General features: G+C 69.1%; 31 protein-coding genes. 11 read left to right on the top strand and 20 right to left on the bottom strand.

Annotated elements, in window-relative coordinates; genetic code table 11:
* Positions 1–44: 44 nt before the first annotated feature.
* The 9 genes from hemQ to OVA26_RS01100 all read left to right on the top strand — a co-directional run bounded on the left by hemQ (position 45) and on the right by OVA26_RS01100 (position 7,269).
* The gene (hemQ, locus tag OVA26_RS01140; protein ID WP_074694663.1) at positions 45–716 is read left to right on the top strand and encodes a hydrogen peroxide-dependent heme synthase; all 672 of its coding nucleotides are present in this window, start codon (positions 45–47) and stop codon (positions 714–716) included.
* Positions 713–1,714 (top strand): hydroxymethylbilane synthase, encoded by a 1,002-nt coding sequence (gene hemC / locus OVA26_RS01135; protein WP_268102592.1) that lies wholly within the window; start codon positions 713–715, stop codon positions 1,712–1,714. Before hemQ ends, hemC begins: the two co-directional genes overlap by 4 nt.
* Entirely contained in the window at positions 1,711–2,526 is an 816-nt protein-coding gene (locus OVA26_RS01130) for a uroporphyrinogen-III synthase (protein ID WP_056224614.1), read from the top strand. The genes hemC and OVA26_RS01130 overlap by 4 nt, the downstream gene beginning before the upstream one ends.
* Positions 2,523–3,506: a porphobilinogen synthase gene (hemB, locus tag OVA26_RS01125; RefSeq protein WP_268102591.1), complete on the top strand. Its 984-nt coding sequence runs from the start codon at positions 2,523–2,525 to the stop codon at positions 3,504–3,506. The genes OVA26_RS01130 and hemB overlap by 4 nt, the downstream gene beginning before the upstream one ends.
* A 155-nt stretch (positions 3,507–3,661) precedes the next feature.
* Positions 3,662–5,002, top strand: coding sequence for a glutamate-1-semialdehyde 2,1-aminomutase (gene hemL, locus OVA26_RS01120; protein ID WP_268102590.1), 1,341 nt, complete (start codon positions 3,662–3,664; stop codon positions 5,000–5,002).
* A gap of 81 nt (positions 5,003–5,083) precedes the next feature.
* Positions 5,084–6,190 (top strand): hypothetical protein, encoded by a 1,107-nt coding sequence (locus OVA26_RS01115; protein ID WP_268102589.1) that lies wholly within the window; start codon positions 5,084–5,086, stop codon positions 6,188–6,190.
* A gap of 26 nt (positions 6,191–6,216) precedes the next feature.
* Positions 6,217–6,528 (top strand): hypothetical protein, encoded by a 312-nt coding sequence (locus OVA26_RS01110; protein ID WP_268102588.1) that lies wholly within the window; start codon positions 6,217–6,219, stop codon positions 6,526–6,528.
* Positions 6,518–6,799, top strand: a complete 282-nt coding sequence (locus OVA26_RS01105) for a WXG100 family type VII secretion target (protein ID WP_268104844.1) — start codon at positions 6,518–6,520, stop codon at positions 6,797–6,799. Before OVA26_RS01110 ends, OVA26_RS01105 begins: the two co-directional genes overlap by 11 nt.
* 8 nt (positions 6,800–6,807) lie before the next feature.
* On the top strand, positions 6,808–7,269 hold the full coding sequence (locus OVA26_RS01100) for a hypothetical protein (protein WP_268102587.1): 462 nt from the start codon (positions 6,808–6,810) through the stop codon (positions 7,267–7,269).
* A 237-nt stretch (positions 7,270–7,506) separates the two neighbouring features.
* Here OVA26_RS01100 and OVA26_RS01095 read toward each other — a convergent pair whose 3' ends face one another.
* From OVA26_RS01095 to OVA26_RS01035, 13 genes are all read right to left on the bottom strand, one after another.
* Positions 7,507–7,776 carry a hypothetical protein gene (locus tag OVA26_RS01095; protein ID WP_268102586.1) on the bottom strand — a complete coding sequence of 90 codons (270 nt, stop codon included), beginning with the start codon at positions 7,774–7,776 and terminating at the stop codon, positions 7,507–7,509.
* A 17-nt stretch (positions 7,777–7,793) separates the two neighbouring features.
* Positions 7,794–8,321: a hypothetical protein gene (locus OVA26_RS01090; protein ID WP_268102585.1), complete on the bottom strand. Its 528-nt coding sequence runs from the start codon at positions 8,319–8,321 to the stop codon at positions 7,794–7,796.
* Positions 8,322–8,385: 64 nt separating this feature from the next.
* A complete protein-coding gene (locus tag OVA26_RS01085; protein ID WP_268102584.1) occupies positions 8,386–9,267 on the bottom strand; it encodes a hypothetical protein in 882 nt (293 codons plus the stop codon).
* Positions 9,264–9,632, bottom strand: a complete 369-nt coding sequence (locus OVA26_RS01080; protein ID WP_268102583.1) for an SseB family protein — start codon at positions 9,630–9,632, stop codon at positions 9,264–9,266. The genes OVA26_RS01085 and OVA26_RS01080 overlap by 4 nt, the downstream gene beginning before the upstream one ends.
* A gap of 91 nt (positions 9,633–9,723) precedes the next feature.
* Positions 9,724–10,071: a hypothetical protein gene (locus tag OVA26_RS01075; RefSeq protein WP_268102582.1), complete on the bottom strand. Its 348-nt coding sequence runs from the start codon at positions 10,069–10,071 to the stop codon at positions 9,724–9,726.
* A gap of 2 nt (positions 10,072–10,073) precedes the next feature.
* On the bottom strand, positions 10,074–11,423 hold the full coding sequence (locus OVA26_RS01070) for a TNT domain-containing protein (RefSeq protein ID WP_268102581.1): 1,350 nt from the start codon (positions 11,421–11,423) through the stop codon (positions 10,074–10,076).
* A complete protein-coding gene (locus OVA26_RS01065) occupies positions 11,420–11,734 on the bottom strand; it encodes a hypothetical protein (RefSeq protein ID WP_056224595.1) in 315 nt (104 codons plus the stop codon). Before OVA26_RS01065 ends, OVA26_RS01070 begins: the two co-directional genes overlap by 4 nt.
* 5 nt (positions 11,735–11,739) lie before the next feature.
* A complete protein-coding gene (locus OVA26_RS01060) occupies positions 11,740–12,255 on the bottom strand; it encodes a YbaB/EbfC family nucleoid-associated protein (protein ID WP_268102580.1) in 516 nt (171 codons plus the stop codon).
* Between the two features lie 288 nt (positions 12,256–12,543).
* Positions 12,544–13,041 (bottom strand): hypothetical protein, encoded by a 498-nt coding sequence (locus tag OVA26_RS01055; protein WP_268102579.1) that lies wholly within the window; start codon positions 13,039–13,041, stop codon positions 12,544–12,546.
* Positions 13,042–13,812: 771 nt separating this feature from the next.
* Complete coding sequence (locus OVA26_RS01050) at positions 13,813–14,472, bottom strand: hypothetical protein (RefSeq protein WP_268102578.1); 660 nt, start codon at positions 14,470–14,472, stop codon at positions 13,813–13,815.
* A 73-nt stretch (positions 14,473–14,545) separates the two neighbouring features.
* Positions 14,546–15,940, bottom strand: coding sequence for a hypothetical protein (locus tag OVA26_RS01045; RefSeq protein WP_268102577.1), 1,395 nt, complete (start codon positions 15,938–15,940; stop codon positions 14,546–14,548).
* Positions 15,937–16,251, bottom strand: coding sequence for a hypothetical protein (locus tag OVA26_RS01040; protein ID WP_268102576.1), 315 nt, complete (start codon positions 16,249–16,251; stop codon positions 15,937–15,939). The genes OVA26_RS01045 and OVA26_RS01040 overlap by 4 nt, the downstream gene beginning before the upstream one ends.
* A gap of 5 nt (positions 16,252–16,256) precedes the next feature.
* Positions 16,257–16,661 carry a YbaB/EbfC family nucleoid-associated protein gene (locus OVA26_RS01035; protein ID WP_268102575.1) on the bottom strand — a complete coding sequence of 135 codons (405 nt, stop codon included), beginning with the start codon at positions 16,659–16,661 and terminating at the stop codon, positions 16,257–16,259.
* A gap of 84 nt (positions 16,662–16,745) precedes the next feature.
* On the opposite strand from OVA26_RS01035, the gene cofD reads away from it, so the two are divergent.
* On the top strand, positions 16,746–17,711 hold the full coding sequence (cofD, locus tag OVA26_RS01030) for a 2-phospho-L-lactate transferase (RefSeq protein ID WP_268102574.1): 966 nt from the start codon (positions 16,746–16,748) through the stop codon (positions 17,709–17,711).
* A gap of 13 nt (positions 17,712–17,724) precedes the next feature.
* On the opposite strand, the gene cofC is transcribed toward cofD, so the two are convergent.
* The 4 genes from cofC to cofG form a co-directional block, all read right to left on the bottom strand.
* The gene (cofC, locus tag OVA26_RS01025; RefSeq protein WP_268102573.1) at positions 17,725–18,360 is read right to left on the bottom strand and encodes a 2-phospho-L-lactate guanylyltransferase; all 636 of its coding nucleotides are present in this window, start codon (positions 18,358–18,360) and stop codon (positions 17,725–17,727) included.
* 87 nt (positions 18,361–18,447) lie between these two features.
* Positions 18,448–19,458: a glucose-6-phosphate dehydrogenase (coenzyme-F420) gene (fgd, locus tag OVA26_RS01020; protein WP_268102572.1), complete on the bottom strand. Its 1,011-nt coding sequence runs from the start codon at positions 19,456–19,458 to the stop codon at positions 18,448–18,450.
* A 17-nt stretch (positions 19,459–19,475) separates the two neighbouring features.
* Entirely contained in the window at positions 19,476–20,945 is a 1,470-nt protein-coding gene (locus OVA26_RS01015) for a flavin-containing monooxygenase (RefSeq protein ID WP_268102571.1), read from the bottom strand.
* Positions 20,942–23,296, bottom strand: coding sequence for a 7,8-didemethyl-8-hydroxy-5-deazariboflavin synthase CofG (cofG, locus tag OVA26_RS01010; RefSeq protein ID WP_268102570.1), 2,355 nt, complete (start codon positions 23,294–23,296; stop codon positions 20,942–20,944). Before cofG ends, OVA26_RS01015 begins: the two co-directional genes overlap by 4 nt.
* A 111-nt stretch (positions 23,297–23,407) precedes the next feature.
* Between cofG and OVA26_RS01005 the strand changes: the two genes are divergently transcribed.
* A complete protein-coding gene (locus OVA26_RS01005; protein WP_268102569.1) occupies positions 23,408–23,806 on the top strand; it encodes a hypothetical protein in 399 nt (132 codons plus the stop codon).
* Between the two features lie 10 nt (positions 23,807–23,816).
* Here OVA26_RS01005 and OVA26_RS01000 read toward each other — a convergent pair whose 3' ends face one another.
* The 3 genes from OVA26_RS01000 to OVA26_RS00990 all read right to left on the bottom strand — a co-directional run bounded on the left by OVA26_RS01000 (position 23,817) and on the right by OVA26_RS00990 (position 26,774).
* A complete protein-coding gene (locus OVA26_RS01000) occupies positions 23,817–24,635 on the bottom strand; it encodes a sulfite exporter TauE/SafE family protein (RefSeq protein ID WP_268102568.1) in 819 nt (272 codons plus the stop codon).
* A gap of 64 nt (positions 24,636–24,699) precedes the next feature.
* Positions 24,700–25,518, bottom strand: coding sequence for an ABC transporter permease subunit (locus tag OVA26_RS00995; RefSeq protein ID WP_268102567.1), 819 nt, complete (start codon positions 25,516–25,518; stop codon positions 24,700–24,702).
* Positions 25,515–26,774, bottom strand: coding sequence for an ABC transporter ATP-binding protein (locus tag OVA26_RS00990; protein ID WP_268102566.1), 1,260 nt, complete (start codon positions 26,772–26,774; stop codon positions 25,515–25,517). The genes OVA26_RS00995 and OVA26_RS00990 overlap by 4 nt, the downstream gene beginning before the upstream one ends.
* Between the last annotated feature and the right edge of the window lie 52 nt (positions 26,775–26,826).

Below are 26,826 nucleotides of genomic sequence, written 5' to 3'. Positions count from 1 at the left end.
TCAACCGGTTTGGACCGCCGCCCCGACCGGACGAGACTGGAAGCATGTCCGACGACAGCTCCTCCTCCGTGTACACGCTGTGGGCGGTTTTCCGCCGCGATCCCGAGAACCCGGTCACCGCCGCCGACGCGACCGAACTCGCCGACCTCGTCTCGCTCGTCGAGGCCGACGGAGTCACCGTCCGCGGCTTCTACGACGTCAGTGGTCTGCGCGCCGACGCCGACCTCATGGTCTGGCTCCACGGCGAAGACCCCCAGGCCCTTCAGCGCGACCTGCGACGCCTGCGTCGCACCGACCTGCTGAAGAATCTCCTGCCCACGTGGAACGCCATGGGCGTGCACCGCGACGCGGAGTTCAACCGCTCGCACGTGCCCGGCTTCCTCCGCGGCATCGAGGCCCAGCAGTGGTTGTGCCTGTACCCCTTCGTCCGCAGCTACGAGTGGTACCTCCTGCCCGAGGCCGAGCGTCGCGAGATGCTCATCGAGCACGGCAAGAAGGGCTCGGCCTACAAGGGCGTCATCGCCAACACGGTCGCGTCGTTCGCCCTCGGCGACTACGAGTGGCTCCTGCCCATGGAGGCCGACGTCCTGACCGACCTCGTCGACATGATGCGCGACCTCCGCTACACCGAGGCCCGCCGCCACGTGCGCGAAGAGGTGCCGTTCTACACCGGCCGTCTGGTCACGCTCGACGAGATCCCCGAGATCCTTCAGTGAGTGCGCCTCTGCGCCTCGGCACTCGCCGCAGCACCCTGGCGATGACGCAGTCGCAGATGGTCGCCGACGCCGTGTCCGCGGCATCCGGTCGTTCCGTCGAGCTGGTGCCGATCGTCTCGGAAGGCGACGTCAACCGCGCCTCGCTGTCGCAGCTGGGCGGGCGCGGAGTCTTCGCGAACGGGCTGCGCGAGGCCCTCGCGGCGGACCGCTGCGACTTCCTCGTGCACTCGCTCAAAGACCTGCCGACGCAGCAGCCCGACGGGTTGGTGATCGCTGCGACGCCCCCTCGTGAAGATGCGCGCGACGTCGTCGTGACGCGCGCGGGTGTCGCCCTGGGGTCCCTCGCCCCGGGGTCGCGGGTCGGCACCGGTTCCCCGCGTCGTATCGCTCAGGCCCTGCGGCACAACCCGCGCCTCGACATCCGCGACATCCGCGGCAACGTCGACTCGCGTCTCGCCCGGGTGCGCGAGGGAGAATTGGATGCCGTGATCCTCGCGGCCGCGGGAATCTCGCGGCTCGGAGGAGATCTGGGCGGACTCCTCGCCGAGGAGCTCGGTCTCGCGGAGTGGCCGACCGCTCCGGGGCAGGGGGCGCTGGCGGTGGAGACGCGCGACGACATCGACCCGGACATCTTCGCGGCCCTCGCCGAGCTCGACGACGAACGCACCCGGGTGGCCATCACCGCGGAGCGCACCGTGCTCTCCGCCCTCGATGCCGGGTGCAGCGCGCCTGTCGGCACCCACGCCTCGCTCGCGGAGGGCGACCTGCGCCTGCGGGCGGTGGTCTACGCGCTCGATGGAACGCAACGGATCGGCATCGACCGGACGGTGCGTCTCGACCCGGGGTATGGTGGGGACACTACGGGCAGTGGCAATGGAGCAGATGCTGCCGACGACGGGGGACCGATCGCGCGAGCGACGCGAGCGGGCCAAGAAGCCGCGCGTCGGTTGCTCGAACGCGGGGCGGCCGACCTGGTACCACGAGAGTCGACCACATGAACGAAGGCCACCAGCACACGCCGAACCCCTCCACGGGCAGCGTGCCGAAACCGCTTGCCGGTCGTCGCGTCCTCGTCCCCCGAGGGGGCCCCTGGGGCGACGGCGTCGCGGCGAGTCTTCGACAGCTCGGAGCGGTGCCCGTCATCGCGCCGTTGATCAACTTCGCGCCGACAAACGACCAGGCGACGCTCGACCAGGCGCTCGCCGACCTGGCCGCGGGTGCCTTCGATTGGCTGACGCTCACGAGCGCCACGACGGTCGACGTGCTGTACGCCTATAAGGCGGTCATCCCCGCCGAGACGAAGGTCGCCGTCGTCGGCGAGACGACCGCGGCCGCGATGCAGGCCGTCGGGTACCACGTCGACCTCGTGCCCGAGCGGGACAACTCCGCTCAGGGCATGGCCGAGCAGATGATCGCGATCGAGACCGAGCCGCGTAAGGTGCTGACCCTGCGCAGCGAGATCGCCAAGCCGGTGCTGACGCGACTGCTCATCGAGGCCGGCCACGACGTGCGCAGCGTCGTCGCGTACCGCACGGTGGGCGTGCCGGTGACCGAGAAGATCGCCGCCGACGTGACCTCGGGCCGCATCAACGCCATCCTCGTCACCAGTGGCTCGGTCGCGGAGCAGGTCGTCGATCAGTTCCCCGAGATCCCGGCATCCACCGTCATTGCCGCCATCGGCCCCCGCACCGCCAAAGACGCCAAGCGCGCCGGTCTGAGCGTCGACGTGGTGGCCGAGACCCAGACCGTCGACTCCCTCATCGAAGCCGTCGCCCGCTTCCCCCTGCACTCCGACGAATCGACCTCATGAGCTTCCCCGAGCACCGCCCGCGGCGCCTGCGCCGCACCCCCGCCGTCCGTCGTCTCGCCCGCGAGACGCACCTCGTGCCCTCGCAGCTCGTGCTGCCCATGTTCGTGCGCGAGGGGATCACCGAGCCGAGCCCGATCGGTTCGATGCCGGGCATCGTGCAGCACTCGATGGACTCCCTCCGCCGCGCGGTGGCCGAGGCCGCCGAGCAGCGCATCGGCGGAGTCATGCTCTTCGGCGTGCCCGAGGTGCGCGACGCCGTGGGCTCCGGGGCCGACGACCCGAACGGCATCCTGAACCGCGCCACCGAGGCCGTGGTGGCCGAGGTCGGCGATGCGGTGGTCGTGCAGACCGACCTGTGCCTCGATGAGTTCACCGACCACGGGCACTGCGGCGTGCTGCGCGACGACGCGACCGTCGACAACGACGCGACTCTCGAGCGCTACACCGCCATGGGGCTCGCGCAGGCGCGTGCGGGCTCGGCGATGCTGGGGCTGTCGGGCATGATGGACGGCCAGGTCGGCGCTGTGCGCGAGGCGCTCGATGCCGAGGGCTTCACCGACACCCTGATCCTCGCCTACTCGGCGAAGTACGCCGGGGCTTTCTACGGTCCGTTCCGCGAGGCCGTCGACTCGCAGCTGAAGGGCGATCGCCGCTCGTACCAGCTCGACCCCGGCAACGGCCGCGAGGGCGTGCGCGAAGCGCTGCTCGACGTCGAAGAGGGCGCCGACGTCGTCATGGTCAAGCCGGCGCTGCCCTATCTCGACGTGCTCGCCGACGTGAAGGCCTCGGTCGACGTGCCCGTGTGGGCTTACCAGGTGTCGGGCGAGTACGCGATGGTCGAGGCCGCCGCGGCCCACGGCTGGATCGACCGCCGCGGCGCGATCACGGAGAGCCTGCTCGGCGTCCGTCGCGCCGGCGCCGACGCGATCCTGACCTACTGGGCGGTCGAGGCCGCCCGCTGGCTCCGCGCCGAGCTCTGAGGCCCCACCCGCTGACGCGCGGTGGCGTGAGTCGCCAAAATGTGTCGCTTCGACGGCCTCCACAGCGACGATTTTTGGCGACTCACGCGGGTGAGTGGCCGGGAAACCGACCTGCGCGGAGCCGATAGCCGCGCGCGCCCGGAAGAATGGATGCCATGACCGATCTCAACGACCAGTGGTTCGCTCGCGCCAAGGACGTCATCCCGGGCGGCGTGAACTCGCCCGTGCGCGCGTACGGCTCCGTGGGTGGCACGCCGCGGTTCGTGCAGTCGGCGTCGGGTCCGCGGATCACGGATGCCGCGGGTCGCGAATACGTCGACCTCGTCGCCTCGTGGGGTCCGGCCCTGCTCGGCCATGCGCACCCCGAGGTGGTCGGGGCGGTGCAGTCCGCGGCATCCCGTGGTCTGTCTTTCGGTGCTCCGACGGGGGCCGAGGTCGAGCTCGCCGATCTCGTCGCGCAGCGCGTGCAGGTCGGCGACCTGAAGCCGATCGAGAAGGTGCGCCTGGTCTCGACCGGCACCGAGGCGACGATGACGGCGATCCGTCTCGCGCGCGGCGTGACCGGTCGCGACCTGCTGATCAAGTTCGCCGGGCACTACCACGGTCACTCCGACGGCCTGCTGGCCGCCGCGGGTTCGGGGGTCGCGACCCTCGCCCTGCCCGGGTCGGCCGGTGTTCCCGCGCCGATCGCCGCGCAGACGCTCGTGCTGCCCTACAACGACCTCGACGCCGTGCGCGAGGTGTTCGAGGTGCACGGCGAGAACATCGCCGCGATCATCGTCGAGGCGGCATCCGCGAACATGGGCGTCGTTCCGCCGCTCCCCGGCTTCAATGCGGCGCTAGCCGACATCGCGCACAGCCACGGCGCCCTGCTGATCATGGACGAGGTGCTGACCGGATTCCGCGTGCACCCCGCCGGATTCTGGGGCCTGCAGGCGTCGCTGGGCGAGCGCTACCTGCCCGACATCCTCACCTACGGCAAGGTCATCGGCGGCGGTATGCCGCTGGCGGCCCTCGCCGGCCGCGCCGAGATCATGGACCACCTCGCGCCCCTCGGTCCGGTGTACCAGGCGGGGACGCTGTCGGGGAACCCGCTGTCGGTGGCCGCCGGTCTCGCGACGCTGCGACTCGCGACCCCCGAGGTGTACGCGGCTGTCGACGCCGCGGCCGCTCAGGTGTCGGAGGCGCTGGACGCTGCGCTCACGGCCGAGGGCGTCGTGCACGCCGTGCCGCGCGCCGGCTCGCTGTTCGGTGTCGCGTTCCTGCCCGAGGTGCCCCTCGACTACGCCACGGCCCTCACTCAGCAGTCCTACCGGTACGCCCCGTTCTTCCACGCGATGCTGGATGCCGGTGTCTCGCTGCCCCCGAGCGTCTTCGAGGCCTGGTTCCTCACCGCCGCCCACGACGAGGTCGCGCTCGACCGCGTGCTCGAGGCGCTGCCGGTCGCGGCGAAGGCGGCCGCGGAGGCGCTGGATCCGACGCTGCTCGCGCAGTAGCGGGAGGCCGAGAGTCAAGGGCCGTCGGCGCCGACGCTCCGCGCACGGCGCGTTGTTATCGTCTACGGCAGGGGGGTACACGTGGCAGATGTCTTCTGGTTGGCGCCGGACGCACTCGACCGTCAGGCGAGCGCCTTCGATGAGTACGCGCAACAGGCGGGGAGCGCCTACTCCTGGCTCGTCGATCATCCTCTCCAGAACACCGCGGCGTATCCTGCGTACGCCGCCGCCGCGACGAGGGCTGAGACGCTTCGCGCGTCGATGGCCGACTGGTTCTCATACCTGCAGGAAGTCCTCGCGGGTGTCGCCACGGAACTTCGTGATGTCGCGCAAGAGGGGCGCTCCATCGATGCCGAGGAGGCGGCGGCCATCGATGCCTCCGCACCGTCGGTGTACGACGGTCAGACATCGACTGCCACCGAGGTCGCAGAGGATGGCGAGACGCCTCGCAGTACTGATCTCATGCCCGTCTGGGGTCCGCCCGGGGGAGGTGCGGGTTTCTTCTGCGACCAAGGGCCGATCTACGACCACCTCAATGAGCTGACGGTCGATCTGGTTCCGGGAGATCTCCTCAGTCCCTCTCAGTGGATCGATACCGTGTTGGGGTGGCTGGGAGCGACGTCGCTTCCAGAGCGGATCCTGCAGGAGTTCGGCGGCCGCTGGGGCGACCTGCGCGCGTTCGCCGACACGGTACGGGGCATGGGTGCCCTCGTCGACGACATGCGAGGTCACCTGGCGTCGGCAGCCGCATACATCGAAATCGCGTGGCAGGGATACGCCGCAAGCAGCGCGAAGGACTACTTCGAGAAGCTGAACGGGGTACTCTCCGACGCGCACGTCGCATTCACCGATGCCGGGAACGCGTTCGCCGATTACGCGGACGGGGTGGAGGGCACCGCAGAGGCTGTCGGCGGTGCCGCGTACAGCCTGCTCGACGCGGTCCTGATCGCCGCTGTCGCTGCGGGTCTCGGCACGGCGACGATCGAGACGGTCATCGGTGGCATCGCGGGGTGGGGTACCGCAGGAATCGCCATGTTGCGCGCGGGATCCCTCGTCAAGGAGATCAACGACTCGTTCCAGGAGCTGAACGACCTCATCACCATCCTCACGGCGTTCGACAATCTCACCTCGGACCTCTCGGACGTCACTACACAGCTCCATGTGCCTGCGATGGAGGCCACCCCGTGACAGAGAAGACCCCATCCGCGCCCTCGTTGCACGACGTCAACGCGATGTTCCGCGCCGACCCGTCCGGGCCGGCCGACGAGTTGTCTTTGGCGTCCACTCCGTCATCGGCTCCGATCCTGGCGGCGCTGCGGAGAGACCTGCAGCGGGCGCTCGCGGATGTCGACCCGAACGAGCCGCGCGCAGTGGTAATGCGCAACGTTCTGCAGGGTCGGGAGTCCCTGGCGTCTCTGCTGCGAGAGCCTTCGTTCGCCCGGCCGCCGGCCGAGGCACCATCGGAACTGATCGAGTCGGTCACCGCGGTGATCGAGGGAGAGGTCCGTGCACACCATGCACCTTGACGAACAGGCCGCTGCGGGTTCGCTCGCGTTGGTCGAGCAGGCCATCGACAGAATCGACGGCATCCTGACCTCTCTGGCGGCGGAGGTCGACAACCTCGAACGCGCGTGGGACGGCGAAGCCCGCGAGGCCTTCCGCACGGCTGAGCGGGAGTGGCACCAATCGCTGACGGCTCTGCGAGCGGCGGCGGCGTCGGCCGCGACGCGGGCGACGGGGGCGGTTCAACGCTTCGGAGACTTCGATCGTCGGCGTGCGGGCGCGTGGGCGCGATGATGCGTCGAATGAAGGTCGCCGGCGGAGTCGCGACGTGCGCGGTCATCGCCATCGTGGCGTCGGGGTGCGGCTCTGGCGCGGGGACGCCCTCAGCGTCGTCCTTGACGATCACCTTCACCGACGGTTCCGGTTCGCAGTCGGTGGTCTTCCAACCTGATCGCGTCGAGTGCGACGACAGTGGCGCGCGGGGCATCTCGCTGAAGAACGACCCGCAGGGGCGATTCTCGTTCGTGACGTCCTCCGACGGGGCGACCCGCGGTTCGGTCGGCGCCGGGGCTTCGGTCGGACTCGTCGCGTTCCAATCCGACGACGTCGACGTCACGATCTCCGACGGTCTGGTCCGTGTGGGGCAGAGCTCGGGTGAGGTGGCCGTGGTGGCGGGGTGGACACCGGACGACGGCTTCGATGTGTCCGAGGACGACGCGGCGAAATATGCGGCGACGCTCTCGGGCGAGCTGCGCTGCGACTGACGCGCGCGGAGCCCCTCGGCGGCGTCGGCCATCATCCTCGCGATGGATACGTTTGGTCCTTTGCGATGATGCGCGGGGCAGGTGCGGCCGGAAGGCTGGAGTCATGCTCCCCGCACGCCCCGCGCCGTCCACCTTCTCGCCGCTGTTCTCGAGACTCGTGGCGTGGTGGCCGACGTCGATGGCACCTCGGCGCCGTCGCGCGACGTGGCAGCCGTGCCCGCGTGGTCACGTCTGAGATCAGCGCCACGTCCAGCTGAGGAGAGCGGAAAGGGCCCGGATGCCGGCTTCGCCCACGTCATCGCGCTCTGCAACGAGCGCGCGGACGGTGCGGTCAGCCCACGCAGCCAGGTCTGTCGCGTCGTCGCCGGGGGTGATGGCATCCATTCGTTCGATCAGGCCCTCGACGCGCGTGCGCAGGGCTGGATCGGGGACGGACTCGGGATGCCGGCCGGGGACGGCGGAGCCGTCGGCCCAGATGTAGGCGGTGAGGGCGGTGTCGAGGGTCATGGGTCCTTGCGAGAGGTCTAGAACGGGGATGTTTGCGGCACCACGAAGGGCCAGCGCCACGTGAGAGCGTCCAGCGCGTCGTCGGAAAGGCGGGGCATGATCAGCCCCAGACGCGCTCGGACGCGACCGAGAAGCCCATCGTCGGCGGGCGCGACCTCGTGGAACACGAGCGACGCGGACCCACGGACGAAAGCGGCCAGGACCGGCTCGAGGGCCGGAAACTCCGTTGGGAATCGAGCCTCCACACGGGTGACGTCGTCGACCGGTTCCGGCGTTGCGCCCCAACCGGTGAAGAGCACGATCGCCTCACTCAGCTGCGCATCGTCGACCGCCGGCGAGGACGTTATTCGCTGCTCGGGGAAACGCGCCTGCGCGTCAACGGCCGTAGCGGGGTTGTTGAACCTGCTGTTGCCGGTCCACCAGGTCTGGCAGTAGTCGCAGCGGTAGAGGAAATCGTCCGGAGACGTCGCGACGAGGAAGGTGGGCTGAGCCTCGCGCATCGCCAGGTCGAGGCACGCGGGGCACCCGAGGGGTCTCGACTCCACGGGGTCACGTCCGTGGGAGAAGAACGGGCGCATCATGACTGCCTGGCCATGCGTGTGGGCAACCTCAACTCGCCGTCCCTTCGTCGGCGGACTTCCACTCGCGAAGTCGCTGCTCCATCCGCGCACGCTGTCGGTCACCGCTCGCCAGCGCCTCCCGTTCGTCCGCGGCGGAGGAGGAGGACGTTTCGCCCAGTCCCGGCTCCAGGTCCGACCACGCCCAGGCGCACGCCTCTCGCTCATCCGCGAATCGCATCTCCTGGCCGGTTGCATCCAGGACAGGGCGTGCGATGGTTCGGAGGTCGCCACGTGTGACAGTCACCGTGCCATCGGGGTGCTGCACGAGGCAGAGAACCGTGGGAATGGGGCGTCCGTCGCGCACCATCGAGACGATGTAGGGGACGGTCTCGGGTCCGACTCTCTCCCGGATGCGTGACTGCAGATGCTCGTCATCCACGTCCCTCGCTCTGGCGGGTTCGGCGGGGCCGGGCGCCCGTCGCGTGACGACGATACCCGGGAGCATGCTGTCGGCTTTTTCCGGAATGCTCGGTCGACTCCTGTAGTCGCCTTCCGCCTGGCGACGGCGCAGATTGTCCATGGCGGCTTGAGATTTCGCTCGATCTTCAGCGGACAGCCCAGGAGCTATTTCGTCGGAATCCTCCGTTGTCACCGTCCCAGAACGCTCCGCAGATTCGCGTCGACGTGCGCGGTCACCACCGTCCGACGGCTCGGCGTCGTCGAAGAAGCTATCCGGGAAGGGTTCGGGATCCCCATCAGCGCTCCTCACCCTAGAAATCCCGGGGAGCATAGACTCCGCCTTCCCAGGGATCGCGGGTCGATCGCGGCATTGCCCGGAGGCCTGCCGGCGCATCATCCGCTTGAGATTCTGCATCGTCTTATCTTGCTCTTCGGGTGTCAGACCCGGTGCCATTCCGTCCCGCTCGTTCACGGCACCAGTTCGGTTCGGAACTTCGCAATCCCCGCCGGCTCGATATCGAACCCGAGATTCGAACCGGGGTTGACGACGAGGCCCTGCGTGGCCGGGGACTGCAGCAAGAGCTGGCTCCCCGACATGGCGACGACGAACGGTGCAAGGTGGGCGACGCGCCCGGCCTCCTGAGGGGATGTGAAGACAGCCATCATCGAGTGGTCGTCTTTCGGGAACAGCACGGGCTGAAAGTCCGTGAACGTCTCTCCCGGATCCGCTCCGCTCGGAACGTAGAGCGTGCTCGCCGCGAACGTCCAGAGCACCGACTGCATGGTGAGCTGGTCCGATCGCGCTCGGGCGATTGCTGTCTCGAGCACTGAGGACATCAGAAGTCTCCTCGATCCGCTGGGTGGCTTAGCCGACACGAGAGGGAGCCGATACGAGAGCTCGCCTCTCGCGTCGATTCCAGCGCCTCCGTCAGAGTCCCAGAGTGCGCCGCAACTCTTCGTCGAAGTCGCGAGTGATGCGTTCGGATTCTGCCTTCTCCGCAGGAGTCAGGTGAACCCCTGGACGGTGATTCTTTCGCACCTGATCGAGGATGAAAGCGCACGCCTCGGATTCGGAGGGGAATCGCGCGAGTTCCGACCACTGTCCTCGATCTTGCGCACCCACGACGAACACGGACGGCCCGTCCTCGCGAAGGATGAGGTCGCCTGTCACGGGATCGCCGTCGCCCACCCGCGGGTGCTGGGGACTCGAGACGCGAGCGGAGCCGAACTCCTCACGGAGCACACCACACAGCTGCTCGAAGGTCAGGTCTTGCATGCTCAATTCTCGACTTTCGTGAGGTACCCGTGTTCCTCAAGCCATTGAACAGGCTTGGGAAGGTGGTACTGGACGCCCCCACCGGGTTGTTCGAACCAAGGCGCGATTTGGCCCGCGCGCGGCATCCCGGATTCTTCGTCGAAGGGTTTGGTCACCCGGTATTGGAAGTAGGGCTGCCCCACCGAGTCGGGCGGAATCGCGCGCTCTGGGAACGGTGTACCGGCGGGCGAGGTGTACCGACCGTAGGGCTCGCCGTAGCGATCCATGACGTACCCCTCGGGGAGGTTCACTTCTTTCGGAGTCTTCCCCGCCGATAGGTCGAAGCCATCGTCCGGTGGATAGCGCCATCCGCCGGTCGATTTGTCGTAGTTGACGCTGTCGGGGTTCCAGTATTTATCAACGAATTCTGACTCGGAAAGATCGCCGAATCGCTGGTAGGAGTCGGGGATGTTCGAATGCCCTGGGGTGGCATCCGTCACCTCCGAGGGCCCGAGGTGATCCGACGGGTTCCGGGCGACCGGAGGTGGATCTGGAAGCGGGGTGGTCGGCTCATGAGGGTGCGCGGAAGGCGCGTCGGCGCGAGGGGTGCCGTGGGGTGCGCGCCGCGGCACGCTTCCGAGCAGTCCAGCGCCCTTGCTCATCAGCGCCCGAAGCTCGTTGAGAAGGTCGCCGAGCTTGCCGCACGAGCGCAGCAGGCCGGTGAGCTTGCCGCTGATCTTGGCGGTCCAGCTGGCGACGCGGGAGGAGACCTGGGAGATGATCCAGGGGGTGGCGATGCCGACGGTGACGACGGCTTCGGTGGCCCACGAGATGGCGGATCCGACGAGCTGGGAGAGGATGTCGCGGACGAGGTCGTGAACGACCTGGACGATGGTCGAGGCGATCTGCAGGCCGGTGGCCATGGCGCCGGCCCATTGGCCTGAGGCGCGGATGTGGGCGGCGGCGTCGGTTTGGAAGCGTCGGTAGGCGTCGATGGCTTCGCCGGCCATGTCGTCGAGGTCGCTGACGACGCGGTCGAGGTAGTCGGCGGAGCTGTTGAGCTGGTTTTGGACGTTGGTCCAGGTCTGGGAGAACCCGGCGACGGCGCCGGCGTCTCCGGTCAAGTCGTTGAACCAGCCTTTGATGGGCTCGAAGTGATCGATCAGCCAGCCGAGGCCGGCGGCGATGAGCGACCCGAGGGGATCGATGGCGGTGGCGACGGTGTCGACGACCGTGCTGAAGGCCGCAAGGCCGCCTTCGACCCAGTTGCCGGACTCGATCGCATGGGCGAGCTGCGTCCCCGAGTCCAGAAGCCCCGCCCCGCTGAACGGGGTCGCCGTGTCGACGGGACCCGCGATGAGCGCGTTGCTCACAGACCCGTCTCCAACGCACGGATCGATTCGAGGACCTTCTGCTCGTACGCGTCCATATCGCTTCCGACACCCACGATCTCGGTCGCGGAGCGGCGCACCATGTCTTCGGCGGCGCCGATGAGCGACCGGGCGGCGTCGGCCACCATCGTCGCGGGAGGCACCAGGAACGAACACAACACCCCGAACGCCTCGGCGTTCAACCCGCCCGATGACCCGGCGTCACGGGCGACGGAGATGTCGGATGCCACGGCGCTCAGCCGCGAGGCGTGCGAGCCGATCAGTTCGGAGTCGACGGCGATACGGTCGGCCATGCGCGTCAGACCCGGAAACCCATGGGCTGCGACGGCGGCTCACGATCGAGCTCACCCGCGAGGTGACCGACGATCGGTGAATCAGCGCCGAACGCGACCCGCGTGATCTCCAACGCCTGCTCACCCGCCAGCACCTGAGCGCGCCCCGCGGTCTCGACGATCAGCTGCTCCAACGCGTCAGGACGCAGTTCGTACGCGGCGTCGGCGAGGCGGATACCGGCCAGCCGTCCCGCCGCATCGACGGTCACCGTGACCTCGCGGCGCGGAGAAGTCGCCGACGCGCGAACCGCGTCGATGTCCGCCTGCACCTGCTGCGCTTGAGCTGCCCGAACCTGCGCTTCGGCCACCTGCTGCTCGATCCGAGCGATGGCCGCCTCGGCTTCACGAGAGGAGAAGAGGTCTGTCACTCGGGTGATGGTAGTCCCCGAGCCCATGACCTGGGTCAAAGATGTGAGAATTTTCATTTTCGCGCCGTCCGTGCTGGCGCCGTCGGGGTGAGGCGTCTCACCGACGGTGAGCACTCCACATCGGGTGAAGGACTCAGCAGATGCGTCCTCCCCAGCCTCGTGTCTTGGTTCTCGCCGGTGGAGTCGGGGGGGGGGGGGGGGGGATTCACCCTCGGCGTTCGCGCCGCGCTGCGCCGACTCGGTGCGACGGAGGCGACCGTCGTCGTCAACACTGGCGACGACCTGTGGCTCTCGGGTCTGCATGCTGAGCGACCCCTCTTGTCCTCGCGTGAGGGCCGCTTCCAAGACGTTCACTGCGCCGTTGGCCAGGGGCGTTCCCGTTCTGTCAGGCCCAGCTCCCGCTCACGCATCATCGAGGAAGAAGAGGGGCTCGACGAACTCCCCGGGCGTCGTGACGGGCGCCGGGGGAGATTCGAGTGACGCCCTCAGCAGCTGTTGCACGTGAGAGACGAGCTCGTCAAGCGTCGGGGGGAGCGACGCGGACGGATCGGACTCGGCGAGCTGTTCCACGATGACAACCGGCCGTCCGTCAGGCAGAGCCGTGCGGGCGACCTCGAGCAGAACGACTTCGGGCGATAGCAGGATTTCTTGCTCGGCGGGGTGGGCGGAGAACGCAGCGATGTCGCGGCCGGTGCGGCTGACGATCGCCGCGACCGCGAGCGTCCAGAAGTTTTCCGTCGCGATGTGCGGGTCATTGCTGGTCGCGGTGACCCCGTGCGTCCACCGGGCCGACGATAATCCAGAACCAGTAGGTAGTCCGTGGAAAACGATGCCGGTGTAGGTCGGAAGGCGCTTGAGGGCGCGGAGGAATCTGAGCGCTGCGTCTGCGGCGTCAACCATCTTTGGACTCTTCGTCTGGTCGTCCGCCTCTAACGGTTCGGCCGGACCAGGGGCAGGGCGCACCACGGAGATTCCAGGGAGCATGCTGTCCGCCTTTTCCGGAATCGCCGGGCGACCTCGATAGAGTTTTGGATCGTGCCGGCGGCGGAGATTCTCCTGGCAGCTCGCGCCTTGGCCTGATCTTCGGGGGGAGAGCTCCGGAGCTATTCCATCGAACTCGTTCACGGAACCTCCCGCATGCAGATCTGGATTCTGCCGTCGATCTCCTGACGAGACAGAACCTCGAAGTGAGTGCCCGGACGGAAGAGCACCTCGTTCTCAGTCGAGGCGTAGTGGCTGATGTGCTGAAAGCTCTCCCCGTGCAGCGACTCGATCTGATTTCGCTTCCAGGCGATAACGCACGCCCGGTCCGGATGCGGGACTGACGGTTCGGATGCCGGGGAGCATGCTCTCCGCTTTGTCTGGCACCCCCGGCCTGAGATTGAACTCGCCACCCTCTTTGCGACGGATTAGCTCTCGAATTCTATCGATAGACCGTTGCTGCTCCTCCGGTGACAGGCCCGGCGCAAGTTCGCCACCTTCGCTCATGAGGGGTTCTCCATCCCAAGCAGGGTTCTATTGCCGTTCTGAGAGGTCGACGCGTAGCCGAGCCCGCTTGACAATGAACTCGCAGACGCGAAACAGGCCCGTCTTATCTGAATGATCGCCCATCAGCCACGTCCCGAAGCATGCCGCCAAGTATCCCCGGTCGAGGCGGAAGTGGTCCGCCCCTCAGGGGCCGACCACCCCCTCGACAGCCGGACCGTGGTTCTCCTGACTCGCATGCCGCGGCGGTAGGTCCAGACGCAGACGTGCCCATTGATCGATGAGCGTGCACACTTGCAACAGTCCGATCGTGTCCGAGTGGTCCGCGCTCAGCCACTTACCGAAGACCGAGACGGCGTATCCATCCGCGATAAAGATTCCCCCGATCAACTCTCCATGAGCCGACTCGGTCGAGATGCTGATGTCGATCTTCCCGTAGATCCTCGCGAGGGTCCGAGAGCGGGTACGGCCTGACGAGTGAACTTGTGAGATGTCCGACTTCCAGAAGTCGACGATGTGGCGCTCGATCTCTTCGTGAGTTACAGCCGGGCCGGGTGCCCGCGGAGTGTGGGGAGGAGGGGGAATTTCCTCGCCGGCGGTAGACCACGCGTCGAATGCCTGTAGAAACCTCGCGGGAAGGCTTGCGCGCACTTCCGAATCCACGTGTGCGAGCACGGATACGACTGCGGCTGATCGCACAGTGAGCTCAGTCTCGGGAACGGGGAGCAGGGGGATGGCCGATCGGGAGGCGACGGTGATGTCTCCCTCCGCTGGAGCTAAGGAAACCTTGGCGGCGTCGTAGATGACGACGGAAGCAGAGCCAACACTGCTGTCCAACTCCCGCATGCGAGCACCACGTCCCCAACGTGAGCGGAGAAGGCGGGACATCGTCTTGGAGGCTTCAAGATTCGTCATTTGCTCAGTATCCCGTGTAGATGGCCGTCATCGAGTTTCTGTCATATTCGTAGCCGTGACTCTCCAGCCATTCGATCTCTTTAGCCAGAGACGTCCCGTCACGTATTGGTTCGTGAGAGAAATAAAAGTCCTTATGGGCGGCGGCTTGGTCCTCAAGGAACGGGACGTTGTATGCCTCGAACATCCCATTGTTGTCCAGGCCCTGAGCTTTTTGAATGTCCTCCCACGCATCTATCGAGAAGTATGCATGCCCACCTTCTTCGGCTTTGGTCGTGTAGCGAAGTTCGGGGTGGTCACGATCCCACTTTCCGAGCATCGCTGTCGGTGCGTCTCCGTTGTGGACGGATGCTTGACGTACCTGTTGTGGGTCGGTGATGTCGTATCCCCACTTCGACGACAATGATTGCGTCTCGTCGGAGGATCCGCCTGGTCCGTCCTCGGACATGTCACTTCGTTTGACAGCACCGCCGTCGTCACCATGCCCGTCGGCGGGGCGAGGCCGTGCATCGTCCTCCACGTGCGGGGCTTCCTGAGACCTGGGTGGCACGACTGCGAACGCGTGTGGAGAGTCATCGCCTCCCGACAAACGATGAGGCGCTTCGGGTAGGTCTCCGTTCTGGGGACTCCGAAGGCCACCGCCGGGCGCACGCCGAGGAACACTCCCTAGCAGCCTCGCACCCTTGACCATCAGCGCCCACAGCTCCCTCAGCAGATCCCCTAGCTTGCCGCAGGAGCGCAGCAGGCCGGTGAGCTTGGAGCTGATCTTCGCGGTCCAGCTCGCTACGCGCGACGACACCTGCGCGATGATCCAGGGGGTCGCGATGCCGACGGTGACCACGGCCTGCGTGGCCCATGAGATCGCCGAGCCCACGAGCTGCGACAGGATGTCGCGCACGAGGTCGTGCACGACCTGCACGATGGTCGACGCGATCTGCAGGCCGGTCGACATGGCTCCGGCCCACGACGCGGAGGCGCGGATGTGGGCGGCAGCATCGGCCTGGAACCGGCGATATGCCTCGATGGCCTCGCCGGCCATGTCGTCGAGGTCGGTGATGACGCGCTCGAGGTAGTCGGCGGAAGCATCGAGCTGGTTCTGGACGTTGGTCCACGTCTGCGCGAAACCGGCGACCGCTCCTGCCTCGCCGGTCAGGTCGTTGAACCAGCCCTTGATGGGCTCGAAGTGATCGATCAGCCAGCCCAGGCCCGCGGCGATCAGCGAGCCGAGAGGGTCCATGACCGCGGCGACGGTGTCGGCCACCGCTCCGAACGCTGCAAGCCCGCCCTCGACCCAGTTGCCCGACTCGATCGCCGCGACGAGTTGACTCCCGGAATCGAGCAGACCCGCCCCGCTGAACGGCGTCGCGGTGTCGATAGGGCCGGCGATCAGGGCGTTGCTCACAGGCCCGCCTCCAGCGCCCGGACGGTCTCGAGCACCTTCTGCTCGTAAGCCTCCATGTCGCTTCCCACCCCGACGATCTCGGTTGCTGAGCGGCGCACCATGTCTTCGGCGGCGCGGATCATCGATCGTGCGGCGTCCGCGACCATCGTGGCGGGTGGAACGAGGAACGAGCAGAGAACGCCGAAGGCTTCCGCGTTCAGCCCGCCCGAGGACCCCGCGTCGCGGGCGACGGAGATATCGGATGCCACGGCTCCCAGCCGAGACGCGTGCGAGCCGATCAGTTCGGCGTCGATGGCGATGCGATCGGCCATCGGAGTCAGACCCGGAACCCGGCGGGCGCTGCGGACGGCGGCTCGCGATCGATCTCTCCCGCGAGCCGCTCGACGATCGGCGAGTCCGCACCGAAAGCGGCGCGCGAGATCTCCAACGCCTGCTCGCCGGCGAGACGTTGGGCCCGCCCGGCCGTCTCCACGATCAACTGCTCCAACGCGTCGGTGCGCAGGTCGTACGCCGCGTCGGCGAGGCGGATGCCGGCCAGCCGACCCGCGGCATCTACCGTCACGGTGACATCCCGACGCGGCGACGTCGCCGACGCGCGGACGGCGTCGATGTCGGTCTGTACCTGTTGCGCTTGTGCGGCGCGCACCTGCGCCTCGGCAACCTGCTGCTCGATGCGGGCGATGGCCGCCTCGGCTTCGCGCGAAGAGAAGAGGTCTGCCACCCCCGCGAGCGTAGTCGTTCTCCTCATGAGCGAGGAGCAACATGTGAACAATCTCATCCGCCCCTCGGGTGAAAGACTGAACAGATGCGTCCTCCCCAGCCTCGTGTCGTGGTTCTCGCCGGTGGAGTCGGGGGGTCGAGATTCACTCTCGGCGTCCGTGCCGCTCTTCGCCGGCTGAGCGCTCCCGAGGCCACGGTCGTCGTCAACACCGGCGACGACCTGTGGCTCTCGGGCGTGCGGCTGCAGCCCGACGTCGATTCGATCACGTACGCCCTCGCGGGGGTGAACGACACCGAGCGCGGCTGGGGTCGGGCCGGCGACACCGAGCGCGTCAACGAAGAACTCCAGGCGTGGGGCGCGGGCTGGCCGTGGTTCACCCTCGGCGACCTCGACCTCGGCACGCACCTCGCCCGCACGGGGTGGCTGCGGGAGGGACTCACCCCGACCCAGGTGCTCGCACGCATGGCGCAGCGGTGGCCGCTCGGCATCCGGATGCTCCCCATGACCGACAGCGAGGTCGACACCCACGTACTGCTCGAGGACGGCGGACGCCTGCACTTCCAGGAGTGGTGGACCCGCCACCGCGCGAAGCTCACGCCCCGCGCCTTCGAGAACCCCGGGATCGCGGATGCCGTGCCCGCCCCGGGCGTCGCCGAGGCGATCGCGGGGGCCGATGTGGTGCTGATCGCACCGTCGAACCCCGTCGTGTCGATCGGTCCGATCCTGGCGGTTCCCGGTATCCGGGATGCCGTGCGGCAGACGTCGGCGAAGGTCGTCGGCGTCTCGCCGATCATCGGCGGGCGGGTCGTGCGGGGCATGGCCGACGTGTGCCTGACCGCGATCGGGGTCGAGACCGCCGCCGCGGCCGTGGCCCGGCACTACGGCGCGCGGTCGGCTGGCGGCGTGCTCGACGCGTGGTTGCTCGCCGAAGAGGATGCGGCGTCGGCATCCGAGGTCGAGGCCGCGGGCATGCGCACCGTCGTCGCTCCGCTCTGGATGCGCGACGAGGCGACGTCCGCCGCGATCGCGAAGGCGGCGCTCGAGGCCTGAAGCGCCGGCCCGGTCAGGCCGCAGCCGCCGCCAGCACCGCGGACGTCCGCGGACCCACGCCCAGCGCCACGGCCTCGGACAGCTGGGCCGCGGTGTCGACGTCGCGGTGGAGCGTCGAGTCGCGCTCGACGGCGAGGTCGGTGCAGCCGAGCAGGCGGTGTCGCGCGGCGGAGTCGGGGCCGAAGGCCGAGACCCACACCGCCCCGGCGCGGGCGGTGATGAGCGTGGAGCCGGTGCCCTCGGCATCCGGGACCAGGCCTCGTTCGACGGATGCCGCGAGTTCGAGCGCGGCGTCGAGATCGGCGGGGCGCAGGGCCGGGACGTCGCCCAACAGCGCGGCGCGCGGGGCGCCCACACCGGCCGCCTCGGCGCCGAGGGCGATGGCGGCGTCGAGCCCGCGGGTGTCGCCCTCGGGCACGACGTCGACGGTGCGCGAGCGACGGAACTCGGAGCGGACACCCTCGTCGTCGGTCACGACGATGACGCGCGACACCAGATCGGCGGCGGCCGCCGCAGCGATGGTGTCGAGTGCGATCGCGCGCGCGAGGGCCTCGCGGTCGGTGCCGACGTCGGTGAGTCGGGTCTTGCCGACCGCGGCGGGCTTGACCGGCACGACGATCGTCCAGCCGGAGGCGTCAGGAATGCTCATCGCCTCCATTGTGTGCCGGGCATCCGACATTCCCGTGCGGGGGTGGCGGGGTGCCGCGAAACGTGCAGGCCCTGCCACCCCTGCGCCTCAGGCGAACCGCTTGCGCAGGCGCGGGAGGATCTCGTCGCCGTACATGCGCAGGAATTCCTCCTGGTCGTGCCCGGGGTCGTGGAAGACGAGGTGGCGGAAGCCGAGGTCGACGTACTGCGCGATGCGCTCCACGTGCTCGTCGGGGTCGGTCGAGACGATGAAGCGCGAGGCCGCGCGCTCGATCGGCAGCTCGTTCGCGAGGCGCTGCATCTCGATCGGGTCGTGCACGCTCATCTTCTCTTCGGCGGTGAGCGCGAGCGGAGCCCAGAAGCGGGTCTTCTCCATCGCGGTGTCGTGGTCGGGGTGGTACGACACCTTCACCTCCATGAGCGTGTCGACGTCGTCGCGCGAACGGCCGGCCTTCGACAGCCCGTCGTCGAGGGCGGGAAGGAGCTTCTCGGTGTAGAGCTCGGTGTCCTTGCCGCTCGTCGTGATGTAGCCCTCGGCGATCCGGCCGGCCAGGCGCGTCGCAGCAGGACCGGAGGCACCGATATAGATCGGCACCTTCTGCTCGGGGCGGTCGTAGATGGTGGCATCCTTCACCGAGTAGTAGGTGCCCTCGTAGGTGACGCGCTCGCCGGCCCACAGCTCGTTGATGATCGTGATGGCTTCTTTGAGGCGCTGGAAGCGCTCGGGCGGCTCGGGCCACTCGAGGCCCAGGGTCACCTCGTTGAGCGCCTCGCCGGTGCCGACGCCCAGCACGACGCGGCCCGGGTACATCACACCGAGCGTCGCGAACACCTGCGCGATGACGCCCGGGTGGTAGCGGAAGGTCGGGGTGAGCACGCTCGTGCCGATGATCACGCGTTCGGTGCGCGCGCCCAGGGCGCCGAGCCAGGGGAGGGCGTTGGGGGCGTGGCCGCCGTCGTGCATCCAGGGCTGCAGGTGGTCGGAGAGGAAGACCGAGTCGAAGCCGACCTCCTCGGCCAGCACGCCGAAATCGAGCAGCTCGTTCGGCCCGAACTGCTCGCTCGAGGCCTTGTAGCCGAATCTCAGGGGAACGCTCATCTGTGACTCCTCCAGTGTCAGCTGCGCACGGGGCTGTGCGCGGGTTCGAACTCCGACCCGTCGGCGCCGGTGAGGCGCTCGCGGAACGCTTGCACGGTGCCCGGCCACAGCAGGGTGAGCCGGCCCGAGCGGGAATCGACGTACCAGTTGCGGCATCCGCCGGTCATCCAGGGGGTGGATGCCGCAGCGGCGTCGATCTCGTCGGTATAGGCGGCCTCGGCCTCGGGGCGCACGCGCAGCACCCGCTCGGGGCGGCGGTCGCGTTCGGCGAGGGCGCGCACCACGTACGCGGACTGCTCTTCGGCCATGAGCACGGCGGAGTTGTGGCCGAGGCTCGCGTTGGGGCCGTTGAGCACGAAGAGGTTGGGGAAGCCGGCGACGACCGTCGACCCGAACGAGGTCATGCCCTCGGACCAGTGCTCGGCGAGGGTCTCGTCGTCACCGCGCACGAGGTCGGCGTACGGCTGCTCGGCCGCGGCGAAGCCGGTCGCGAGCACGAGCACGTCGGCCTCGTACCGCTCGCCGCTCGCGGCGGTCAGGGTCGAGCCGTCGACCGTGGCGAGCTCCGTGGGTTCGAGGGTCACGGCATCCGACGCCACCGCCGGGTAGAACGCGTCGGAGAGCAGCACGCGCTTGCAGCCGAAGGCGTAGTCGGGGGTGAGCGCGGCGCGCAGAGCGGGATCCGTGACCTGTGCGTGCAGGTGGGCGAGGGCGGCATCGCGGGCGGCGGCGGATGCCACGGTGTCACCCGAACGGGAGGCGAAACGCTGCTCGCCCTCGGCGTAGAGCTCCGCCCGCAGGCGCGCGAGGGCACCGGGGCTGTCGGCGAGACGTTCGCGCTCGGAGACGGGGATGTCACCGCCGCCGCGGGGCACGATCCACGCCGGGGTGCGCTGGAAGAGCGTCACGTGGGCGGCGAGACGCGCGAGCTCGGGCACGAGCTGCACGGCGCTCGCCCCGGTGCCCACGACGGCCACCCTCTTACCGGTGAGGTCGACGTCGTGGTTCCACCGCGCGGAGTGGAACAGCGGCCCCGCGAACGACTCCAGCCCGGGGATCGAGGGGACGAACGGCTCGGTCAGGCGACCGCACGCGAGCACGAGCGAGCGGGCGACGAGCTCTTCGGCGCCGGTGTCGATGCGCCACACCGACGTCTCGGCGTCCCACGCGGCGCCCAGCATCGGGGTGCGCAGCCGCAGCTTGTCGCCGAGCTCTTCGCGGGCGGCGACGTCGCGGAGGTAGTCCTGGATCTCGCCGCCCGGGGCGAAGGTGCGCGACCAGCCCGCGTTGGGGTGCGCGGCGAGGCTGTAGAGATGCGCGGGCACGTCGCACGCGACTCCGGGGTAGGTGTTGTCGCGCCACGTTCCGCCGACGTCGGCCGCGCGTTCGAGCACGATCACGTCATCGCGGCCGGCTCGCCGCAAGGCTCCGACCATCGCGAGGCCCGCGAAGCCCGCCCCGACCACGACGGTGTCGATGATCCTCATGCGGGGTGCCCGTCGCCGGGTCGGGGTGCGACCCGGTAGTCGGTGGTCCGCAGTCGGAACGGCCGCATGAGGCTCCGCGCGATGCGCTCGGCGGCAGCGACCGGCAGCTCGAGGCCCTGCTCGATGCCGGTGTCGGGCAGCACCCGACCGTCGTAGAGCGTGCCGCCGAGGTCGTCGCCGCCCGAGCGCAGCAGCACGGCCGCGGCCTCGCGTCCGACCCGGGTCCACGGGATCTGCACGTGCGAGATGCTCCCCGACAGCGCGAGGCGCGACACGGCGACCATCGCGCGATGCTCGTCGATCGGGCTGCGACCCTCGACCAGGGCCACGTCTCCGCCGGGAAGGGGGATCGGCACGAACTCCGCGAAGCCGCGGGTCTCGGCCTGGATCTCGCGCAGGCGTCGCAGGTGCGCGATGCGCTCCGCGGCGGTCTCGACGTGCCCGTAGAACAGCACGGAGGTCGAGCGGAAGCCCGCGCGATGCGCCGCGGTGATGCCCTCGACCCAGCGATCGATCTCGAGGTCTCCGGGGGCGACGAGGGCGCGCACGCGCTCACTGAGGAGCTTCGCGCCCGTGCCGGGCACGGTGTCGACACCCGCGTCGCGCATCGCCGCGAGTGCGCCGTCCAGTCCGAATCCGCCGCGGTCGGCGAGGTCGTGCACGTCGAGCGGTCGGTACGCGTGCACGTGGATGCCGGGAGCCCCGCGCTTCACCGCCCGCAAGAGGTCGAGGTAGCCCGAGGGGTCTTCGTCGGGCCGCAGCGCCCCCTGGATGCAGATCTCGGTCGCGCCGAGCGCGGCGGCATCCGCGGCGATCTCGGTGGCGTCGTCGAGGTCGAACTCTCCCGCGCTCGCCCGACCCGCACGGCGGAACCCGGTCGAGGTGAGGTTGCGGTTCTGCACGAGGGTGACGGGCTCGCCGACGGTGTAGCGGCGTGCGTCGTCGGCGGCGGCGGTGAGCTCGTCGAGCTCGGCACCGGTGGTGCGAAGCAGTCGGACCCAGTCGTCGTCGCCGAGGTCGAGAGGGGCGGATGCCGCCCGCTCGGCCAGACGCTTCACTCCGGGGTCGACGGCACGTGCGCCGGGCGTCACCACCGAGGCCGGTGCCGCCGCGGGCTTCACGTCGGCCGCGAGTCCCGTGGCATCCGCCAATGCCCGAACAGGAGCGTGCAGAGCGGGGTCGATCCAGCGCTCGGCGTCGCCCACGTACTCGGGGTGCGCGGTCAGGCGCTCGCGGAGGACGTGTCCCTGCGCCGCGGTCTGGGCGGCGAGGTCGTCGATCTGCGGCCACGGACGCTCGGGGTTGACGTGGTCGGCTGTCAGGGGCGAGACCCCGCCCCAGTCGTCGATGCCCGCTTCGATGAGCAGCCCCAGTTCGCGTGGGTCGGAGAGGTTCGGCGGCACCTGGATGCGCATGTCGGCGCCGAACACGAGTCGTGCGACGGCGACCGCGGCGAGGTAGTCGTGCATGTCGGCATCCGGAGCGCCCTGCATCGCCGTGCGGGGCTTCGCGCGGAAGTTCTGCACGATGACCTCTTGCACGTGGCCGTGGCGATCGTCGATCTCGCGGAGGGCCACCAGTGATTCGGCGCGGTCGCGCACGGTCTCGCCGATACCGACGAGGATGCCGGTCGTGAACGGGATGCCGGCAGCCCCGGCGTCGTCGATGACCTTCAGCCGAAGTGCGGGGTCTTTGTCGGGCGAGCCGAAGTGCACCTGGCCGGGCTCCTCGTAGAGGCGGCGCGAGGTGGTCTCGAGCATCATGCCCATCGAGGGGGAGACGGGGCGCAGCGCGGCGAGCTCGTCGGGGTGCATGACGCCGGGGTTGGCGTGCACGAGCATGCCGGTCTCGGCGGTGATGAGCCGGGCGATGTGCGCGACGTAGTCGATGGTCGAGGCGAAGCCGTGCTCGTCGAGCCACGCGCGGGCCTCGGGCCAGCGCTCTTCGGGGCGGTCGCCGAGGGTCAGCAGCGCCTCTTTGCAGCCCATCGCCTGACCCTGGCGCACGACCGTGAGCACCTGCTCGGGGCTCATGTACGCGGGCTTTCGCAGCAGGGCGAGCTGGCCGGGGGTGTCGACGAACACGCAGTAGTGGCAGCGATCGCGGCAGAGGGTCGTGAGCGGCACGAAGACCTTGCGCGAATACGTGATGACACGGGGCCGGCCGGCGTGCTCGAGCCCTTCGTCGCGCAGCGCCGACGCCACGCGGAAGAGCGCGGGGAGCGGAGCGTGCAGGAGTGCTTCGGTCTCGTCGACGTCGGGGCGGTGCCCCGCCGCGATCGCGGTCAGGAGATCGTCGATCGACGCGCCTCGGGCCGGTGCGACTCGCGGCGCAACGCTGCCCGTGCTCATTGGTCCAGGCTATCCCGCGGCTTCGACATCCGGGCCGTGACGGTGGACGGCTGCTGATCGTTGCGGTCCTGTGAGGTGAGAGGCCCGTTCGCCCCGCCCGACGCTGGCAGGATGGAACACATGGTGACCCTGCTGCTCGATTCGACGCAGCTCGAGGTCGTGCTCTCGCCGACCGAGCGTGCGCTGTCCTTCCGCAAGAGCAACATCGTCGTCCCCCGTGAGCACATCGAACGGGTGCAGCTCACCGACGACGCGTGGACGTGGATCCGGGGGGTGCCGAATCCCGGTATCAACCTCCCCGTCGCCGTTGGAGCGGGCACCTGGAAGTCCGCCGGAGGCAACGACTTCGTCATCATCCGCGGTCGCAAACCGAGCGTCGTGATCGACCTCTCCGGTCACGAGGAGTTCGAGCGCCTGGTGCTGACGACGAAGCACGGGGTCGCCCTGCTCAAGGCGCTGCGCCTCGACGTGGCATCCGAGCCCGAGAACGTCGCCGACATCGTGAGCTGACCAGCGCCGTCTACGACGTGAACTGCACCACGGTGTCCCACGCGAGCTTCACGATCAGGATCGACAGCGTCACGAGGAACACGATCCGCACGAACCCGCTGCCGCGTCGCGTCGCCATGTGAGCGCCGATGAAGCCGCCGGTGATGTTCATGACGGCCATCGCGAGCCCCAGTACGAGAAGGATCTCGCCGTGCACCCCGTACACCGCGAGAGCGGCGAGGTTGGTGGTGAGGTTGGCGATCTTGGCGTTGACGCTCGCCTGCAAGAAGCCGTATCCCAGCACGCTCACGATGAGGATGACGAAGAACGAGCCGGTGCCCGGACCCAGGATGCCGTCGTAGAACCCGACCGCGAGACCGATCGCCGCCGCACGCCAGGCGATGGCCGTCGCCTCGTCGTGCCGGGGCTCGTGGTGAAGGCCCATCGTCGGCTTGAACAGCGTGTAGAGCGCGACGGCGATCACCGCGACGAGGACGATCGGGGTCAGCACCTCACGAGGAACGAATCGCGAGAGCGCCGCGCCGACCGTGGAGCCCGCGTACGCCCCCGCCACCAGGGGGATCAGCAGGACGAGCTGCACACGGATCTTCCGCAGGTACACCCAGCTGGCCGACAGCGTCCCGAAGAACGACGACAACTTGTTGGTGCCGAGGATGAACGGGGTCGCGACGTCCTTCGGGACGGCGATGACGAGCGCGGGAAGCTGGATGAGACCGCCCCCGCCGACGACCGCGTCGACCCAGCCGGCGACCCCCGCGGCGATCAACAGCAGCACGAGGGCCGCTACCGAGACGGGGAGCCACTCGGCGATCACCGGTCCATCGAGCACGGTTGATTCTCACCGACCCGAGCGGGGCGACCAAATGCACGGACGCCGCGCGCAGCGGACGCGCTCAGTCGATGTCGCGACGCCAGGTGGTGAACAGGCCGATGACGAGGAAGACGACCGCATACCCGAGCAGCACGAGTCCGCCCGCCCGCCACTCGAGGGAACTGTTGTTCCCGGTGCCCATGGTGCCGAAGATCGTCTGTCCCACCAGCGCGTCGCTCGCGGCGCTCGGGAACCACTTGACCACGTCGCCGAACCCCTCGACGAGGCCGCCGACGGTGCGGACGATCGGTTCGATGAACAGCGTGACGGCCAGCACGATGACGATCGCCGCGACCTGGTTGCGGACGACCGTTCCGACGCCGATGCCGACGAGGGCCCAGAGGGCGAAGGCCAGCAGCATGCGTCCGATGAGGACCCAGGTGTCGGATTGCCCGAGCTCCGAGTCGATGCCGAAGATGCTCAGCACGCCCGCCCCGGCGGCGACCGCGGCGATCGAGCCCAGGATGCCGTAGAGCAGGCCGACCACGATGCCGACGATGAACTTGCCCACGAGGACGACACCGCGACGGGGAGTCGAGAGGAAGGTCGGCGTCAGCGTCTTGTGGCGGAACTCGGTGGTGACCATGAGGGTGCCGATGAGCAACGGGAAAACGTAGCCGACCGCCGTGGCGGAGCTGTAGACGAGGGCCGGAACACCCTCGCTCGACATCGCGGGGCCGTTCGCTCCGGTCAGCTCGCCGGAGGCGACGCCGCCGAACACGAACGCGAGGGCGGCGGCGGTGAAGCCGACGTAGGCGACCAGGACGATCGCGAGCACCCACCAGCCGACGGTGGTGAACTGCTTGGTGTACTCCGAGCGCGTGGCAGCGACGAGACTCATCGCGGCACCTCCTGGTCGAGGGGCTGATCGGCGGGTCGGTCCGCGGCCCGGTCGTCGTGGCCGGCGGGTGAGACGATGTCGATCACCCCGGTCGACGCGACGGCGTACGACTGCCGCGGACCCGCCTCGGGGGTCTCGGGCGCGGTGCGCACCGCGCGCGGCGGTGCCATGACCGCGACGAGGGCGGTCGAGGGCCGCGCTTCGTCGGGACCGGGTGCGTCGGAGGAGAGCGCGTCGTGGCTCACCGCGGGGGCCGGTGCGCCGGTGGGAGCCGGGAAGGCGTCGAGGTGCGTGGTGGACGGCGGCGTCTCGGCATCCGGGACGGGCTCGGCCGGGGCGGCCGCACCGGCGCTCTCGTGCACGCGCACCCCGCTGACCAGTTCGAGGAAGATGTCCTCGAGGCTCGCGCCCTTGCTCTGCAGGTTCGACAGGGCGATCCCGGCACCCGCGGCGAGGCCGCCGATCTCGACGGGATCGTGGTGGCGGATCGTGAAGCCGTTACGGAGCAGCTGGTACTCGATGCCGCGCTCGTCGAGCACGCGCGACAGGCCCGCGCGATCGGGCGCGTCGACCACGGTGGCGTATTCGTCGGGGTCGGCGAGGTCTTCGATGCCGCCCTGGAACACCAGGCGGCCGCGCGAGATGATCAGCAGAGCGTCGACCGTCTGCTGCACCTCGGCGAGGAGGTGCGACGAGATGAGGACCGTGCGACCCTCTTCGGCGAGGTGCCGCAGGAGCGAGCGCATCCACCGGATGCCCTCGGGATCGAGGCCGTTGGAGGGCTCGTCGAGTACGACGACACCCGGGTCGCCGAGGAGCGCCGTGGCGAGTCCGAGACGCTGGCGCATGCCGAGCGAGAAGCCGCCGACCCGTCGACCGGCGACATCGGCGAGCCCGACCAGGCCGAGGACCTCGTCGACGCGGGAGGTCTGCAGGCCCGCCGCGCGCGCGTAGACCTTGAGGTGGTTCGCGGCCGAGCGCCCGGGGTGGAAGCTCGAGGCCTCGAGGGCCGCGCCCACCGTCTGCAGCGGAGAGGTGAGCTCGCTGAAGTGCTTGCCGCCGATCGTCGCCGTGCCCGACGTGGGGCGGACGAGGCCCAGCAGCATGCGCAGCGAGGTGGTCTTGCCGGCGCCGTTGGGACCGAGGAAGCCGGTGACCTGTCCGGGTTCGATCCGGGCCGAGAGATCGTCGACGGCGGAGATCGAGCCGAAACGTTTGGTGAGCCCGGCGAGCTCCAGCACCTGTCCGTCGGGCATACGGCACCTTTCGTTCTGCGTGCGTTCTTCCCATCTTCCCCGATCCGGGGGC

Origin of the sequence: Microbacterium sp. SL62 (assembly GCF_026672635.1) — a bacterium.
Taxonomy (GTDB): domain Bacteria; phylum Actinomycetota; class Actinomycetes; order Actinomycetales; family Microbacteriaceae; genus Microbacterium; species Microbacterium testaceum_A.
This window is presented reverse-complemented; position numbering and strand designations above follow the sequence as displayed.

Bases quoted from the DNA above. Each gene is read 5' to 3' on its own strand.
- cofC (WP_268102573.1), bottom strand. From the start codon at position 18,360: ATGAGCATTCCTGACGCCTCCGGCTGGACGATCGTCGTGCCGGTCAAG.
- hemQ (WP_074694663.1), top strand. From the start codon at position 45: ATGTCCGACGACAGCTCCTCCTCCGTGTACACGCTGTGGGCGGTTTTC.
- OVA26_RS01105 (WP_268104844.1), top strand. From the start codon at position 6,518: ATGCACCTTGACGAACAGGCCGCTGCGGGTTCGCTCGCGTTGGTCGAG.
- OVA26_RS01005 (WP_268102569.1), top strand. From the start codon at position 23,408: ATGGAACACATGGTGACCCTGCTGCTCGATTCGACGCAGCTCGAGGTC.
- cofD (WP_268102574.1), top strand. From the start codon at position 16,746: ATGCGTCCTCCCCAGCCTCGTGTCGTGGTTCTCGCCGGTGGAGTCGGG.
- OVA26_RS01075 (WP_268102582.1), bottom strand. From the start codon at position 10,071: ATGCAAGACCTGACCTTCGAGCAGCTGTGTGGTGTGCTCCGTGAGGAG.
- OVA26_RS01050 (WP_268102578.1), bottom strand. From the start codon at position 14,472: ATGCGGGAGTTGGACAGCAGTGTTGGCTCTGCTTCCGTCGTCATCTAC.
- OVA26_RS00990 (WP_268102566.1), bottom strand. From the start codon at position 26,774: ATGCCCGACGGACAGGTGCTGGAGCTCGCCGGGCTCACCAAACGTTTC.
- OVA26_RS01015 (WP_268102571.1), bottom strand. From the start codon at position 20,945: ATGAGGATCATCGACACCGTCGTGGTCGGGGCGGGCTTCGCGGGCCTC.
- OVA26_RS01055 (WP_268102579.1), bottom strand. From the start codon at position 13,041: ATGGTTGACGCCGCAGACGCAGCGCTCAGATTCCTCCGCGCCCTCAAG.
- OVA26_RS01065 (WP_056224595.1), bottom strand. From the start codon at position 11,734: ATGGCCGACCGTATCGCCGTCGACTCCGAACTGATCGGCTCGCACGCC.
- cofG (WP_268102570.1), bottom strand. From the start codon at position 23,296: ATGAGCACGGGCAGCGTTGCGCCGCGAGTCGCACCGGCCCGAGGCGCG.
- OVA26_RS00995 (WP_268102567.1), bottom strand. From the start codon at position 25,518: ATGAGTCTCGTCGCTGCCACGCGCTCGGAGTACACCAAGCAGTTCACC.
- OVA26_RS01095 (WP_268102586.1), bottom strand. From the start codon at position 7,776: ATGACCCTCGACACCGCCCTCACCGCCTACATCTGGGCCGACGGCTCC.
- OVA26_RS01130 (WP_056224614.1), top strand. From the start codon at position 1,711: ATGAACGAAGGCCACCAGCACACGCCGAACCCCTCCACGGGCAGCGTG.
- OVA26_RS01100 (WP_268102587.1), top strand. From the start codon at position 6,808: ATGAAGGTCGCCGGCGGAGTCGCGACGTGCGCGGTCATCGCCATCGTG.
- OVA26_RS01040 (WP_268102576.1), bottom strand. From the start codon at position 16,251: ATGGCCGATCGCATCGCCATCGACGCCGAACTGATCGGCTCGCACGCG.
- OVA26_RS01080 (WP_268102583.1), bottom strand. From the start codon at position 9,632: ATGTCCTCAGTGCTCGAGACAGCAATCGCCCGAGCGCGATCGGACCAG.
- hemL (WP_268102590.1), top strand. From the start codon at position 3,662: ATGACCGATCTCAACGACCAGTGGTTCGCTCGCGCCAAGGACGTCATC.
- hemB (WP_268102591.1), top strand. From the start codon at position 2,523: ATGAGCTTCCCCGAGCACCGCCCGCGGCGCCTGCGCCGCACCCCCGCC.
- fgd (WP_268102572.1), bottom strand. From the start codon at position 19,458: ATGAGCGTTCCCCTGAGATTCGGCTACAAGGCCTCGAGCGAGCAGTTC.